Origin of the sequence: Paenibacillus sp. B1-35 (genome assembly GCF_050474385.1) — a bacterium.
GTDB lineage: Bacteria > Bacillota > Bacilli > Paenibacillales > Paenibacillaceae > Paenibacillus_B > Paenibacillus_B alvei.
This window is the reverse complement of sequence record NZ_JBCHVJ010000007.1, coordinates 259,758-275,697: the sequence shown is the minus strand read 5'-3', so window position 1 is coordinate 275,697 and position 15,940 is coordinate 259,758. Positions and strand designations below refer to the sequence as shown.

Genomic DNA, 15,940 nt, shown 5'->3' with positions numbered 1-15,940 from the left:
ACGTATACATCCAGAATACAGGCGCCAGCAAGAGCTGGCACCTGCACGGAGGGGATTGAATTGCAGAAATACATCTTACGACGCATTCTGCAAGCCATTCCACTGCTCTGGTTTATTTCAATCGTATCATTCGCGCTCATCAAACTAGCACCGGGAGATCCGGTGCTTTCGTTCGTCACACCGAACATGAACGCGGAGGATATAGAGCGAATACGTCATGACCTTGGATTGACGGAACCAATCATCGTGCAGTATTGGAATTGGCTCAAAAATGTATTTTCAGGGGATTTAGGCTACTCACTGATGAGCCACAGGCCGGTAACGGAATTAATTTTAGAGCGGCTTCCCGCAACGATCGGTCTTATGGGCTCGGCTATGCTGCTGTCACTTTTCATCTCGGTACCACTTAGCATGTACGCTGCGTCACGTAAAAATCGTCTTAGCGACCGCGGCCTGAGTTTACTGTCATATATCGGGATTTCGATCCCAAGCTTCTGGTTCGGTATTATGCTGATTTATATTTTTGCCTTGAAATTAAACCTGCTCCCAAGTATGGGAATGCGTACAATCGGAGTGGATTCGACGCTTGACATTCTGAAACACGGGATTCTGCCTTGTACGGTGCTGACCTTCATGAATGTGTCTGTCTATATGCGATACATCCGCTCACATACCATAAGTCAGCTGGAAGAGGACTATGTCCAAATCCAGTATGCCTACGGATCTACGCAGGGCACGGTATTGCGGCGCCATGTGCTGAAAAATGTGCTGCTTCCTGTCGTTACGATTCTCGGCATGTCCTTCCCTGAACTGATTGCGGGAGCATTTATTACTGAATCAGTATTTTCATGGCCAGGGATGGGAGCATTAGGGATTACTTCGGTATTTCAACTGGATTACCCTGTGATTATGGGCATTACGATGATCTCTTCCGTTATGCTGGTTGTCGGGAACTTGATTGCTGACCTGCTGTACGGGGTAGTGGATCCACGAATTAAGACAACGGGGTGAGTCAGATGAATCGAATGATATGGCGAAATATCGTCACACAATTGAAAGAACAGAAACTGGCCCTGGTAGCATTGATTCTACTCGCGGTTCTCATTGCCGCTTCCCTATTGGCATTCTTAAGTCCTCATGATCCAGATAAAATGATTGTGACGGAAACACTCCAGTCGCCAAGCATATCTCATTGGTTCGGTACAGATGACCAAGGACGCGATGTGTTCGCAAGGGCCTTGTATGGGGGACGCATTTCCCTTAGCGTCGGTTTCTTATCGATGTTTATAGCGGTGCTGGTAGGTACAGCCGTAGGAACAGTCAGCGGTTATTTTGGCGGCTGGATTGATAATACGTTAATGCGGATTGTTGATATTTTAATGTCGATACCGTCCTTCTTCTTAATGCTTATTTTAAATGCTTACTTGAAGCCAGGGATAACAACGATCGTACTCATTATTGGGCTGCTTAGCTGGATGAACATATCGAGAATCGTGCGTGCAGAAACATTGTCCGTCAAGGAACGGGAATATGTTTTGTATGCACGTGTATCAGGCCAAAGCACGTTCGGCATCATCTGGAAGCATATTATTCCGAATATTATGCCTACGATTATCGTTACGGCAACGATCAATATTGCAGGGGCAATTATGATGGAGTCATCATTAAGCTTCCTGGGCCTTGGAGTACAGCCGCCGAATGCTTCTTGGGGAAGCATGTTGAACAGCGCGCAAGGGTATATCGGGGAGGCGCCTTATATGGCCTTGTTCCCGGGATTACTTATTCTGGTTACGGTGCTGTCGTTCAACTTCCTCGGAGACGTGCTGCGTGTTGCTTTTGAGCCAAAAGCGAATCAACGTTAGTCCATAGAAACCGAAAACTTCTATTTTACAAGATATAAACTAATTTGCAGGGCTGTAAACTAGTATGCACTAATTAGGTCTGAAATCAGCCGCCAACGGTGCAGATGCAGGACTAACGATACTACACAACGGAGTGAGACTTATGAATGAACTGCTATCCGTTCAACAACTGAGAACTTCGTTCCATACACGCGACGGAGAAGTGCAGTCTGTCCGGGGCGTCAGCTTCGATGTTCACGAAGGTGAAGTCATTGGCATCGTCGGTGAATCGGGCAGCGGCAAGAGCGTGACAGCGAAGTCTCTCATTGGATTAATACAGTCTCCGGGACAGATTAAGAGTGGTAGTCGAGTGCTGTTCCACGGAGATGATTTATTAGATATGTCGGAAAAGGAGCTGCGACGCATTCGGGGGAATCGTATCGCAATGATCTTTCAAGATCCGATGACGTCGTTGAATCCGGTTGTAAAGGTAGGCGCGCAAATCGTTGAGGTGCTGCAGCGCCATCAGAAGCTGTCGAAGGGCGAGGCGCGAAAGCGGGCAATCGAGCTGCTGCGTCAGGTCGGTATCCCGTCTCCCGAACAGCGGATCGATCAATATCCACATGAATTCAGCGGCGGTATGCGTCAGCGCGCAATGATTGCCATGGCGCTTTCCTGCCAGCCTGAGCTTTTAATTGCAGATGAACCGACGACCGCGCTTGACGTTACGATTCAGGCGCAAATTCTTGGCTTGATGAAGGAGCTTCGGGATACAACGCGTACTTCGATTCTTCTGATCACGCATGATTTGGGCGTTGTGGCCCAAGTATGTACAAGAGTTATCGTCATGTATGGCGGATTGATTATGGAAGAGGGTACGGTTGAGGATATTTTTGAACGGCCGCGCCATCCATACACGAAGGGACTGCTTCGTTCGATTCCGAAAGTATCGACCGGAACGCGTGAGCGTCTGGCCACAATTGAAGGAACGCCCCCGAATCTGCTACATCCGCCGGAAGGATGCCCATTCATGGAACGCTGTCCTTCTTCCATGGAGCAATGCCGACATATGCCGCCGATCGTGACGACAGATCCAGGGCATCGCTCGCTCTGCTGGCTCGTACAGAAGGAAGAAGAGGAGCGTCTGGAACGGTTGGAGAAGGGGGCTGCGAAATGAGCAAGAAGAACGAAGTACTGCTGGATGTGCGCGGGTTGAAGAAATATTTTCCTGCCTCCAAATCACTGCTTGGACGCACTCAAAAAGTGCTGCGGGCAGTGGATGACGTCAGCTTCCACATTCATAAAGGGGAGACGTTCGGGCTGGTCGGGGAGTCTGGCTGCGGGAAATCGACAACTGGCCGCTCGATCGTAAGACTATATGATGTGACAGAAGGCGAAGTGTTGTTCGACGGTCATAACATCGCGACGATGAACGAGAAGCAGTTGAAGCCGTTTCGCAAGCGGATGCAGACGATATTTCAGGATCCGTACTCCTCACTAAATCCGGGCATGAACGTTACGCAGCTCATTAGTGAGCCAATGGCGATTCATGGCGTAGTAAACCGGAAGGATCAGCGTGATACGGTACTGTCGCTGTTGGAGAAGGTTGGTCTTAAGCCGGAGCATGCAGAACGTTATCCGCATGAGTTCAGCGGCGGCCAGCGTCAACGGATTAGTATTGCGCGCGCACTGTCGGTGCGACCTGAGTTCATTCTATGCGATGAGCCGATCTCGGCGCTTGATGTGTCGGTACAAGCTCAAGTGGTAAATATGCTGGAGGATTTGCAAGAGGAGTACGGACTGACATATCTGTTTATAGCACATGACCTATCCATGGTAAGACACATTTCTGATCGGATTGGCGTGATGTACTTGGGCAAGCTGGTAGAGGTCGCACCTAGCGATGAGCTGTACAACCATCCTGCGCATCCGTATACCCAGGCGCTTTTGTCAGCAATTCCTATTCCGGATCCGAAACAGGCGGGATCATCGATCTCGATGTTGCAAGGTGATTTGCCAAGTCCGTTGGCAGAGATACAGGGCTGCAAATTTGCCTCACGCTGTCCATTTGCTACTGAACGCTGCCGTCAGGAGGAGCCAAAATGGCGCGAAATTTCGCCTGGGCACTACGCGGCTTGCCATTTAAATGATGGTCAAGCGTAAATGCTGTTGAAGTTAGTTTTCGTATAGCAATTACGATAGGCAATAGGTATCCCATAGCTAGTATGGTATAATGTAAAATATTTGTTAATTGGCGCCAATTTGCGATGAGGGAGAGTGGAATAGATGTCTATGGAGAATCGGGTATCCCAAAATACGGCCATTATGATAGAACGCGCTCGTCGTAAAGGCATTACCGATGATCAACTGCTGCATGCAGCACGTACAGGGGATGTCAGCGAACTTATAGCGATTAATGAAGAGTGGTATACGTTTGACGATTTTGTATCCTATGCGAACGAGCATGATGAGCCTCTCGCTCAAGCAATTGCAGTGGGGTATCGGATGACATTTAATACGAACAATGGTTTATCGGTATGGCTGCAGGAGCGATTTGGCTTGCAAGAGGGAGAGCATTACACGAAAGAAATGGGACGAATTTCGGGTTTGAAGCTGAGTATGGAAGATATAAAGTCGCTTCGCTCCTCATTGGCCTTGAATTGGACGGTCGTGGATGAGGGAGAAGCAGCAGATGGCTTGAACATCGTAACGCTTGCCGTCCGTGCTTTGCTTGCGCAATCATAATGTAAAAAAATGATTTATTAAATCAGAGCCGCCTGTTTTCTCCATGGGAGAGGAAGGCGGTTTTTTATATGGGAAGGGCAGGAAAAAATGAGGGGTCGCAATGGTCTATGTAAGACGACGAGGACGATCACTATGGGAAAATCTCATATTCTTTTACACGTTGTTCGCTTCAACCCATTTATAGGATGGCGTATTTTGTGTTACAATAGGACTTACGTGATTTTGTGATGAGAGGGCTAACGATATGAGTAAATTATCCGAACAATTAGCGCAAGAGGTAGAGAAGCGTCGTACCTTTGCGATTATTTCTCACCCAGACGCTGGTAAGACGACATTGACAGAGAAGCTTCTCCTGTTCGGGGGCGCCATCCGTCTCGCAGGTACGGTCAAGGCTCGCAAAGCGAGCAAGCATGCAACGAGTGACTGGATGGAAATCGAGAAGCAGCGCGGTATCTCGGTTACGTCTTCGGTTATGCAATTTGATTATAACGGACATCGCGTTAATATTTTGGATACACCGGGTCACCAAGACTTTAGTGAAGATACGTATCGTACATTGACTGCAGCCGATGCTGCTGTCATGTTGATTGACGTAGCGAAGGGTGTTGAGGCACAGACGATTAAGCTGTTCCAAGTATGTGCGAAGCGTGGTATCCCGATTTTCACATTCATTAACAAGCTCGACCGCGAAGGTCGCAGCCCGTTCGAATTGATGGAAGAAATCGAGCAAGTGCTTGGTATCCGCTCTGTGCCGATGAACTGGCCGATTGGCATGGGACGCGGCTTGTGCGGTGTATATGATCGCATGAAGAACCAAGTCGAGCTGTTCCAGGACGATAACACGAAGATCAGTGTGAAGAAGGTAGAGGATTATAACGATCCGGCAATTCGCCAAATTGCAGGCGACTATTTGCATGATCAATTGTGCGAAGAACTGGAGCTATTAGATGTAGCGGGCGATGAGTTCGATTACGAGAAAGTAAAACGCGGTGAGTTGACGCCAGTCTTCTTCGGAAGTGCCGTAAATAACTTCGGCGTGCAGACTTTCCTGGAGAACTTCTTGCAGTTGGCTCCGAAGCCAGCGCCTCGTCAGTCGACAACAGGTTCAATTGATCCAACGAACGAGAAGTTTACGGGCTATATTTTCAAAATTCAAGCAAACATGAACCCGGCACATCGGGATCGCATTGCCTTCCTGCGCATTTGCTCCGGCAAATTCGAGCGCGGGATGTCCGTTAAGCATGTACGGGCAGGCAAGGATATTAAGCTTGCGCAGCCGCAGCAATTCCTTGCCCAGGATCGGGATATCGTGCAGGAGGCATTCCCAGGCGATATTATTGGTCTGTTCGACCCGGGCATTTTCCGGATTGGAGATAGCCTGAGTCAAGGCGGAGAAGTGGTGTTCGATGAGCTGCCAACCTTCTCTCCTGAGATTTTTGCCCGAGTGACGGTTAAAAATGCATTGAAACATAAGCAGTATCAAAAAGGCGTCGATCAGTTGACTGAGGAAGGTACAATTCAAGTATTCCATTCCACGGGTGTATTCGACGAGACGATACTGGGCGTAGTCGGTCAGCTCCAATTCGAGGTATTCGAATATCGGATGAAGGCGGAGTACGGTGTTGATGTGTTGCTGCAGCGCCTCACTTATCAGTTTGCAAGATGGGTAACGGGAAATCCAAAGGATATTGATCCTGCGAAGTTCCGTATCAATTCACAGCTCGTCAAGGACAAGAACGGCAACTTTGTCGCGTTGTTCGAAAATGAGTATGCGATGCGTACGGCTATGGATAAAATGCCAGATTTGAAGTTTATGGAGACAGCTCCTTAAAGAGAATAAAGTGAAAGCCCGCCAAATCAATGGCGGGCTATATTATTATCCCAGACCCAAAGGCCTGTGTAGGATGGAAGTACGACACTGCCATCTATATCTGGTGTAAGCAGATCGCAGGCAGTGGAGCCGAAGAACCAATTCGTGATGTACTTGGCCTCCTCCATCGAGGGGAAGCGAAAGGAAGTGGACAATTCTGTACGATGGAACCCGTACTGTTCTTCTAATGCTTGTATATAGACTTGCAGAGAAGCTGGAACAGCAGGAGCGGCTACACCCGTCCCAAGTGTCTCCCATATTGCGATACGGCCACCGGGACACAGCACGCGAGTCAGTTCGTTCATGATGCGGGCAATAGCCTCAACCTGCTGCTCACGATCATTGAGTTCACAAACCCCGTAGCAAACCGTCCAGCCAGCTACAATCAGATCAACAGAATGGTTAGCTAGAGGCAGCTTGTGGTGCACAGCCTCTTGTATGTGCAACTTAGCGGCTGTAGGAGCGGTAATTTTACCTAAAAATGCATCGCACTCTATATTGCTCTTCAACTGATCTAGCATTGCCGTAGAGGCGTCCAGCGCGATATAGGAACCGTTTGGCCATTCCTTGTTGGACATTTCTGTTAATACAACACGCGTAAATCTTCCTGTTCCTGCACCAAGCTCTACAATCCGATCATAAGGCTTCGTTGCAAGCACCTGTTGAACAGAATACTTCCACTCGAGTTCATCGTCCTCGTAATGGATCATGCGGTCATAATCAGCCGCTTGCTGTGCATAAATGTTATTATGATCGGGGTTATTAGACATGGCGGATTGAATCTGCTTATTGTTCGTTTGTTGTAAGGCTGCATCCTGTTGGCTTGGGTTAGGAATATGATCCTTTGACGGATTGGTAGGCACTTTATGCTTCTCCTTTCGAAATAACAAGCAAATGAATTAAATGATTCAGTTGCTCTGCCTTTACTTCAAAGGAATGGTTTTCCAACCAAGCAATCAGTCTGGAACGATCGGCAAAATTCTCATCATGAACTGCCTCAATGCCTTCAAAGTCTTCTGCTTCCTTCAAGTCTTCAATGAAGGAGGCGCGATGCGCGTCGTCCCGGAACATTAAATCTGCGATAACGATGCGCCCGCTTGGCTGCAGCACACGGCACATTTCCGCCAGAACAATTTCCTTCTGTTCATCCGTTACATGATGCAGCGCATAGGTTGACACAATAAAGTCGAATGCCTCATCCGCCAGCGGCAATGCTAACATATTGCCTTGCAGCAGCCGAATGTTCGGCCATTTTTCCCGACATCGCTCCAGCATGGCGCTTGATTGGTCAATTCCCGTCATCTCCGCCCCTTGATTGACGCAGCGGCCTGCAAGGTTGCCGGTGCCGACGCCAATCTCCAGCCCTTGTGCGCCTGGCTTCGGCTTGGCTTCTAGGCAGACCCGATCAAGGATATCTTCATAATTTGCATGTACATCCAACGGCCCAGTACCATTCGCCACTAGCTTATCATAATGTGTTGCTTGCTTATCAAAATTCCAACGATCGCTCCAATCACTGCGCAGTTTCTGGTATTGTCGTGATTGCTCGCCAATTGCATGCAGTCTGCCCATCATCATCTCTCCTTGATTCGAATTTTCATTTTCATAATTGAGAAGCTTGTCAATCTGATTAATGAGTCGCTTTAGCTCGGTATATTGCAGAGCCAGCTCTTGTCGTTTTTCTAATAAGAAGGGACGGACTGATTCCATATTTCCTAGAATCGCATCATCAATGCAGCAACGAATTTGCTCAATTGACAAATTCATCTCCCGAAGAGCCCCTATTGTTCGTAGCCGGTTCATATCAGTTTCATTGAATATGCGATAGCCATTTTGTTCTTTCGTGAGCGGAGGCAGCAGTCCTTTTTGTTCATAAAAGCGTATTGCCCTCGTGGTCATACCGAGTTGCTCCGCGGCTTCTTGAATTTTCATGGGCATCAGCTCCTTGCTTCGATATGCATTCATTGTAGCGTTTGACGCAGCGTCAATGTAAAGCGATATGTAAAAAAGACGCAGAACCATAAAACTCGGGGGATGAGCTTTACGAATTCTGCGTCTTTTTCATGTGGGGCATGCATAATGGAATTGTCGAAAAATAGAAAATATGATGCTGATGAATTATTTTGCAGCTTGGTCGCTTTTCAGCTTGCTCTGAAGTGTGTCGACTAACTGTTGACGAGCTTCGCTGCTGCTTGCTTTCCAGATCATTTCGAACAATACGCCAAGTCCGGGCAATGCGCGCTCGTCATAATCGATGGAGCCTTCAATCATATCGACGATATCTTCATCTGGCTTATTTTTTACTTTTTGTACAATTGCTTGACGCAAATTCAATGTGACAGCCATTGGCAGTTCTCCTTCCTTCGCGTGCTGCTGTTCATTATTCCGCCGTTGTATAGAATGGCGTATAGGCAGTTATGTCTTAGCTCATCCAGATCGCCACTAAGCATACATTGCGGAACATGCCAGCTTCATTTTTTAACGTTCCCTGAGTACAGGACACTCATACGTGGAAGGATTGGCGTTTCACCTGCAGAGATGGGCATGCTATAATGGAGGTTATAAGAATGTTGTCGGAAAATGGGGAAGGTGAACCTATGGCTGCCAAAAAACAATTTGCCATTATCGGTATGGGGCGTTTCGGCACTAGTGTTGCGAAAAGCTTAAGCAAGATGGGATTTGAAGTGCTGGCGATTGATTCAAGTGAACAAAAAATACAGGATGTTGCCAATATGGTTACACATGCGGTATCTGCAGAGTCTACAGATGAGGATGCGTTAAAGGCGCTTGGCGTCCGCAATTTCGATGTTGTCGTCGTTGCAATTGGGCAAGATATTCAGGCGAGCATATTGACTACCCTTATCTTGAAAGATTTGGGTGTGCCGACGATTGTAGCCAAAGCTCAAAATGAGCTGCACGGCAAAGTATTAAGCAAAATTGGCGCCGATAAGGTTGTATTCCCTGAACGAGATATGGGGATGCGCGTTGCGCACAATCTGATATCGCCTAACATCTTGGATTATATCGAGCTGTCGGATGATCACAGCATCGTCGAGATTCGCGCGACGCCGCTCATGATCGGCAAGAACTTGAAGGAGCTTGATATCCGCGCAAAGTATGGATGCAACGTCATGGCGATTAAAAATAATGGCAAGACGAACATTTCTCCATATGCAGAGGATCGCATAAAAGAAGGAGATGTGCTTGTCATTATCGGACAGAACGATCATTTGAATACGATGGAGCTGGCATTTTCGGAATCATGAGAGAATCATTGAGCATTACTTCGATACAAAATAATAAGGTGAAAAGCTGGGTACAACTAAAAGAACGGAAGCACCGCAACCGTGAAGGCTTGTTCATCGTAGAAGGGATCCACCTTGTTCAAGAAGCGCTGCGCTCTGGGCTGCAGGTGGATGTTGTTGCTTATGATTTGGAGAAAGGCATACCGCAGGAGCTGGAGTCGTTCCATAATCATGCTGAAAATGCGTCTCCCTTAGGTCTAGGCAACAATACCGAATGGATTGCGGTGACGGATGCCATTATCCGCAAATGCAGTGATACGGAAACTCCGCAGCCTGTCATTGCAATCGCGCACAAACCCTCCGCTTCTGTAGACAGCTTGCTGGCGTCGCCCAATTCGTTGGTGGTGGTTATTGATGGCGTACAGGATCCAGGCAATCTCGGAACGATTATTCGAACTGCAGATGCAGTTGGTGCAGACGGTGTTGTTATTGGCAAAGGAACCGTCGATCTCTATAACCCGAAGACGATTCGTTCGACCATGGGCTCGCTGTTTCATTTGCCAGTGGTGGAAGGTGACTTGACGGAGCTGCTTCCTGCGGCGCAAGCACATGGAGTTCGTCTAGCCAGCACCAGCTTACAGGCGACCCATTCTTGCTATAGCTACGACTATCGCCATGCGTCATGGCTAATCGTCGGCAATGAAGGACAGGGAGTGTCACAGCAGGTGCAAACACTAGTGGATGACACGATTATTATTCCGATGCGCGGACAAGCGGAATCGCTGAATGTCGCGATGGCTACCACTGTTCTGTTGTATGAGGCAATGCGACAGCGTCATTATTCGGGGTGACCCAGTCATTAAATTTGTTAGTTACGGGACACTTTTTTAAGATAGTATAAGACCTTTTATAACAGCGACAATAGATAAGGGTTCACTCAAGCCGTAAAAACGGATTGAGTGAACCTTTTTTATTGACAAAAGGCGGAAAAGACTGAAGACTTATTAGATATGGCACGGATTAGCAGCAACGGCCGATGGACAATCGCTCACAGATGTGGCAGAGGGGATTGTCGGCTTTGATGCATTCATGCACATGAGCTCCCTTTCCATGCCCGTCTTATTCATAGCGGGGATCTTATGTCGCCTCCAGCTGCTGTTTACCGGCTCATGGCGAATCGTGTTCCGAATGCACGTTATGTTGAGATTCAGGGCGCCGCACATATTTTCAGTGCGGATTCCGCTGCAGCATTTAATGAGGCTGTCATTTCCTTTCTTGTTGAAGTGTCGACTAGCACCTCGTTGGTCTAAAATCGGCGATCCAACGAGCATAGTCAGTGTGACGGCATAGCTGCTTTTGCCTCATTACTAATTATTTTGTTCCGTGATTGATACACAAGTCTTATATAATCTTGCTGCTAACAAATCACAAAAACCACAGAATTATACCTTCTGTGGTTTTTGTTCTTCTTTTACACATAGTAAGTGAAATGAGAGTGAAAGATTTGAAGAATTTGAGAACAAGAATAATAAATATGAATTATCCCCCTTGATTGTTAATTACTGTTTGGTGTAGGGAGGAAAAATTGTGATATATTCTTCCTGCTAATCCCATTCGTTAAATTCATAGCAAAACAAATACATAAAAATACAAATAACATGGCTATGGGTGGATGGAGGATGGAGCTAACTTATTTATAACTAGGGGGAACAGAAATGAGAAAAATGAGATTGCCAATTCTCATGCTAGCTTTTATCATCGGACTCGTTGTATTAAGTCCTGTTAAAGCTTCAGCAGCGAATCAATTTACGGGTGGACTATTGGATAGTCTGCCAGTTCAGGTCGGGCCTGCAATTGGGCAAGGGAAACCAGTAACGGAAGCGACAGATAATAATCTCTCGTCATATATTTCGATGGGGGGGAAAAACTTAGCTTGGTATACATTCCCTTCTCCGAAGGATATAAATGCACTAGTTTTGCGATATGACGGTGCAATTACTGTTGAATTTTATGATGATCAAAGTAATCTGATCTCAAATTATAGCCTGTTAAAAATTGATGGTATTCAAACACTACCTGCAACAGTTAAAAATGTTTCTACGGTTGTATTGAAATCTGCTGCTACTGCTTATGTCTATGAGTGGAATCTATTCGAAATACCATCAGCACCTCCTTCACCTACAACGATTTCCTGGATTCAGGGTGGGGATAAGTTTGTTCGATTGGACTGGGTATCTACTGCAGCGAAGTCTTACAATATAAAGCGATCCACATCATCAGGTGGCCCGTATTCCTTGTTGGCAAGTAATATAGCTGATACAACGTACACCGATAACACAGTGACTAACGGAACTGAATATTTTTATGTAGTGACTGCAGCCAATGAAGCGGGAGAAAGTGTTAATTCACCGCAGAAGAATATTAAACCAAATGCGACGCAATATACCGGTGGCTATCTTGACGGACTTGCAATCGATATGGGGACAAGCATTAACAATCCAACAAGCACAGTAAAAGAAATCACGGATAACAATGAATCAACATATGTTGGCATTAACAATAAGACTTTCGTTTGGCATACTTTTAACAAGCCAACAGAAATAAATTCAGTCGTAATAAAGTATGATAATAGTGTCGATATTGAATTTTATGATAACAACTACAATTTGTTATATTCATATACTCCATTACATATTAACGGTGTTCAGACACTGCCTACACCAGTTAAAAACGTGTCAACGGTAGTAGTGAAAGGGAAACCGGGGACTGCTTATGTTTATGAATGGAATTTATTTGGAAAGCCTTCGACCCCACCAGTACCAACGAAGATTAACTGGATATACGGTGGAGATCAAATTGTTAAGCTAGATTGGGATACAACAGCTGCAAAATTCTACAATGTGAAAAGAGCAACATCATCAGGTGGCCCGTATGCATTACTTGTAGCCAATATTAGTGGTACAACTTATACGGATAAGTCTGTAATAAACGGAACGACCTACTATTATGTTGTGTCAGCAGTTAATGAAGCTGGCGAAAGTAAAAACTCTCCGGAAAGCAGCATCATGCCGTCAGCAACAAAATACACCGGTGGTTTGTTGGATAGTCTAGTAATTAACGCAGGTCCAGTTATTGGAGATACAAAAGAAAAAATAAGAGAAATAACAGATAACAAGGAAGCCACCTATACATCACTGGGTAAGAGTAAACATGTTTGGTATACATTTAAAATGCCTAAGGAAATATCTTCATTTATTGTGAATGCTCAAGGTGAAGTGACCCTGGAATTGTATGATGAGCAAAATAATATTCTACTTGCCTACGATGCCACTAAAAATAAGGAAGTAGAAACTCTTCCTGAACCAATTAAAAATGTGTCAACAGTCGTTCTAAAGTCAAAAACAGGGGCTACTGTTTATCCTTACGAATGGAACGTTTTCGGTACAGGCGAAGAGGAGCCTACTCTTGATCCAATTCAATTAACTGCATCTGGTGGCGACAAAAAAGTTGTTCTGAATTGGAACGTCGCTAAAGGCGCTACGGGCTATAATGTAAAACGGAGTACAACTGCAGGTGGCTCGTATGCATCAATTGCTACTGTTACGAGCAGTACGTACACGTATACAGATACATCTGTTACCAACGGAACAACATATTATTATATCGTTGCTTCGCTATACGGAACATTTGAAGGTTCAGTATCCAATGAAGCATCTGCAACTCCGAAGTCTGGCGGTACAACGCCTACAAATCCTACAAATCCTACAAATCCTGATCCAGGTAACAATGAACCTGGCAGCCGTGCATTGCTTTTCATTACGCTAAACAACGGTATTCAAAAGGAATACGACCTGTCGATGGCGGAAGTAGAAGCATTCATCAATTGGTACGAAGGACGTGCTTCTGGAAACGGAAAGGTTATGTTCGCATTTGACAAGCATAACAATAATAAAGGGCCATTCAAGAACCGGAAAGATTATGTCTTCTTCGACAAGATTATTACATTTGAAGTCAATGGATATGACACTGACGGATCGACCCCAGACAAAGAAACTGGAAATCAGAATGAAAATAAGCCGCAGCCGCATTATCCAGAAGAAGAATATTAATAATACTTAGTTTATATAATTCAATAGTGAATGTTGTATAGTGACAGAGCCATGTAAGGAGACTATCTCCCGAGTGGCTCTTTTTGTTTAATATGAGATCTACTCCTTGTTTTCTATGTAGGAAATACGTATTCACACGCAGTATAGTCCTATAAACATACAAATATGTAATTGAATTTCCAATATTTTAGTATCTATGAAAAAGTCTTTTTTTGCTAGGATGGAAGATAGCGCATTATATCATCTTTTATCTCTAGCAAAGTGAGGCTATGGAAGTGACTCTACGACGTAAAATTGTCATATTAACAGCTATTGCCGCTATGTTTATAACCGGAGGTCTGGCATGGGGAGAGTCGAAAAGCACAGGACTGCCCTTCGATGATATTACTGGGCTTTACGGACAGCAAGATATCATCAATCTGTATAAGAAAGGCATTGTGACGGGTTCCGGTAACCGATTATATGAGCCGGAGAGATCTGTGAGCCGGGCAGAATTCATCACGATGGTCAATCGAATGTTCAACCTGCAGCCCGTGGCAAGCGATATTCCAGCCTATGATGACGTTCAGCGCGGCGCTTGGTATTATGGGGCTGTGCAAGCTGGTTCATTGCTGCATTTGGTGGAGGGAACAGGAGAGAGGAGCTTCCAGCCTCAGCAGGCCGTAACCCGGCAAGAAGCCGCAGCGATTATCGTACGTGCATTTAAGCAATCTGCAAAGACTGATTCTGGGGTGTTGTCCTATCCAGATGCCTCTCAAATTGCGAAATGGGCGAAACCGTATGTTAGCGTCATGCAAAAGCTGAAACTGATGAATGGTGACGAGGAAGGATTTCGACCGAACGATTCATTGACCCGTCAAGAAACGGCTGTTGTATTGAATCGAGCTCTTCAGCGACCGGATTGGTCGAAAGCTTTGACAAAAGCTCCGCCGAAGCGAATTGAGATGGGGTGGAAGCATGAGCTGACGACTCAGCAATATATCTCGAAAGTGTCCGGATCAACCGTTAATACCCTTTCACCAAGATGGTATTTCCTCGATGCCAAGGAGTCGGTGACTGATCAGACAGATAAGACGCTTCTGACATGGGCCAAGAACAATGGCAAGCAGGTGTGGGCGCTTGTGGGGAACCGTTTCAATGCGGATCTGACACATGAAGTGCTTACCAATCCGACGAAGAAGACCTCAGTTATTACGAAGCTTATCGGTTTTGTGAAGACGTATAAACTGAATGGTTTGAATCTTGATTTTGAAAATGTTCGTCCGGAGGACAGACAGGCCTTAACTGCATTTGTGTCCGACTTGGCTGCTAAGCTGCATCAAAATAATGCGGTTTTGTCTATCGATGTGTCTCCTGATTTGGGTACAGATTGGACGGAGGCGTTCGATTATGCTGCTCTGGGCAAATCAGCGGATTACATGGTGCTAATGGGGTACGATGAGCATTGGGACGGAGCGCCAACGGCGGGTTCTGTGTCTTCTTTGCCATGGCTGCAGCGAGCACTCGACAAGCTGTTGAAATCAGTGCCGTCTCATAAAGTGATAACCGCCTTCCCCTTCTATTCACGGGACTGGACGGTAAGCGGAAAAAGCGTAACCTCCCGTGAACTAACCTTAATTGAGCAAGGAGAGTTACTGCGCACGCGCAAGACAAAGTGGGATGACCGGACATCGCAATACGTAGCAGATTTCATAGAGCGCGGGGCAAGACATCAAGTTTGGGCGGAGGACAGCCGTTCGCTTGCTGCAAAGTATGCAATGGCAAGCAGCCGCAATGTGGCTGGGTTCGCTTACTGGTATGTGGGAGCTGAAACGAATGATGTATGGAAGGCCCTAGATAATCAGTGGAGATACTCTAATTTGCAATTTTAGAAAATGAGAAAATATTTATTTTTAGTAAGGAGAGAGCGTACTAATATACGCTCTCTTTTTGGTGTTATTCATCGGATTATGATACATAAGGCCAGATAGAGTACAAATATGCATTTATCAAGATGAAATAATATAAAGTGAAATTGCGACCTGCATGATGGATTACGAAAATGATCCATTTACAGGTTTTTTTTTTATAAATGCAGGCATAGGATCACCCCTTTACTTTAACCACTTATCGGAGGAATGTAATCAGTAA

Annotated in this window: 14 protein-coding genes; 11 read left to right on the top strand and 3 right to left on the bottom strand. The window is 45.9% G+C overall.

Annotated features, from left to right (window positions below):
* Window positions 1-60: 60 nt before the first annotated feature.
* From ACQ5BJ_RS22390 to ACQ5BJ_RS22365, 6 genes are all read left to right on the top strand, one after another.
* Window positions 61-1,011 carry an ABC transporter permease gene (locus tag ACQ5BJ_RS22390; protein ID WP_005551198.1) on the top strand — a complete coding sequence of 317 codons (951 nt, stop codon included), beginning with the start codon at window positions 61-63 and terminating at the stop codon, window positions 1,009-1,011.
* 5 nt (window positions 1,012-1,016) lie between these two features.
* Window positions 1,017-1,862 (top strand): ABC transporter permease, encoded by an 846-nt coding sequence (locus ACQ5BJ_RS22385; RefSeq protein ID WP_040736943.1) that lies wholly within the window; start codon window positions 1,017-1,019, stop codon window positions 1,860-1,862.
* Window positions 1,863-2,004: 142 nt separating this feature from the next.
* Window positions 2,005-3,018: an ABC transporter ATP-binding protein gene (locus tag ACQ5BJ_RS22380; protein ID WP_268619977.1), complete on the top strand. Its 1,014-nt coding sequence runs from the start codon at window positions 2,005-2,007 to the stop codon at window positions 3,016-3,018.
* Entirely contained in the window at window positions 3,015-4,004 is a 990-nt protein-coding gene (locus ACQ5BJ_RS22375) for an ABC transporter ATP-binding protein (RefSeq protein ID WP_289354778.1), read from the top strand. The genes ACQ5BJ_RS22380 and ACQ5BJ_RS22375 overlap by 4 nt, the downstream gene beginning before the upstream one ends.
* Window positions 4,005-4,127: 123 nt before the next feature.
* Window positions 4,128-4,586 carry a hypothetical protein gene (locus tag ACQ5BJ_RS22370; protein WP_268619979.1) on the top strand — a complete coding sequence of 153 codons (459 nt, stop codon included), beginning with the start codon at window positions 4,128-4,130 and terminating at the stop codon, window positions 4,584-4,586.
* 244 nt (window positions 4,587-4,830) lie between these two features.
* Entirely contained in the window at window positions 4,831-6,417 is a 1,587-nt protein-coding gene (locus ACQ5BJ_RS22365; RefSeq protein ID WP_005551188.1) for a peptide chain release factor 3, read from the top strand.
* Between the two features lie 26 nt (window positions 6,418-6,443).
* Here the strand turns inward: ACQ5BJ_RS22365 and ACQ5BJ_RS22360 are convergent, their stop codons facing one another.
* The 3 genes from ACQ5BJ_RS22360 to sspI all read right to left on the bottom strand — a co-directional run bounded on the left by ACQ5BJ_RS22360 (window position 6,444) and on the right by sspI (window position 8,802).
* The gene (locus ACQ5BJ_RS22360) at window positions 6,444-7,319 is read right to left on the bottom strand and encodes a class I SAM-dependent methyltransferase (protein WP_005551186.1); all 876 of its coding nucleotides are present in this window, start codon (window positions 7,317-7,319) and stop codon (window positions 6,444-6,446) included.
* Between the two features lies 1 nt (window position 7,320).
* Window positions 7,321-8,388: a MerR family transcriptional regulator gene (locus tag ACQ5BJ_RS22355; RefSeq protein WP_430112427.1), complete on the bottom strand. Its 1,068-nt coding sequence runs from the start codon at window positions 8,386-8,388 to the stop codon at window positions 7,321-7,323.
* Window positions 8,389-8,574: 186 nt separating this feature from the next.
* Entirely contained in the window at window positions 8,575-8,802 is a 228-nt protein-coding gene (sspI, locus tag ACQ5BJ_RS22350; RefSeq protein ID WP_163979489.1) for a small acid-soluble spore protein SspI, read from the bottom strand.
* A 251-nt stretch (window positions 8,803-9,053) separates the two neighbouring features.
* On the opposite strand from sspI, the gene ACQ5BJ_RS22345 reads away from it, so the two are divergent.
* The 5 genes from ACQ5BJ_RS22345 to ACQ5BJ_RS22325 all read left to right on the top strand — a co-directional run bounded on the left by ACQ5BJ_RS22345 (window position 9,054) and on the right by ACQ5BJ_RS22325 (window position 15,681).
* Complete coding sequence (locus ACQ5BJ_RS22345) at window positions 9,054-9,722, top strand: potassium channel family protein (protein ID WP_040736995.1); 669 nt, start codon at window positions 9,054-9,056, stop codon at window positions 9,720-9,722.
* Window positions 9,719-10,552, top strand: coding sequence for a TrmH family RNA methyltransferase (locus ACQ5BJ_RS22340; protein ID WP_430112425.1), 834 nt, complete (start codon window positions 9,719-9,721; stop codon window positions 10,550-10,552). The genes ACQ5BJ_RS22345 and ACQ5BJ_RS22340 overlap by 4 nt, the downstream gene beginning before the upstream one ends.
* 288 nt (window positions 10,553-10,840) lie before the next feature.
* Window positions 10,841-11,011: an alpha/beta fold hydrolase gene (locus tag ACQ5BJ_RS22335; RefSeq protein WP_238555926.1), complete on the top strand. Its 171-nt coding sequence runs from the start codon at window positions 10,841-10,843 to the stop codon at window positions 11,009-11,011.
* Window positions 11,012-11,416: 405 nt separating this feature from the next.
* A complete protein-coding gene (locus tag ACQ5BJ_RS22330) occupies window positions 11,417-13,810 on the top strand; it encodes a hypothetical protein (RefSeq protein WP_262866869.1) in 2,394 nt (797 codons plus the stop codon).
* A gap of 269 nt (window positions 13,811-14,079) precedes the next feature.
* On the top strand, window positions 14,080-15,681 hold the full coding sequence (locus ACQ5BJ_RS22325; protein ID WP_430112423.1) for an S-layer homology domain-containing protein: 1,602 nt from the start codon (window positions 14,080-14,082) through the stop codon (window positions 15,679-15,681).
* Window positions 15,682-15,940 lie beyond the last annotated feature (259 nt).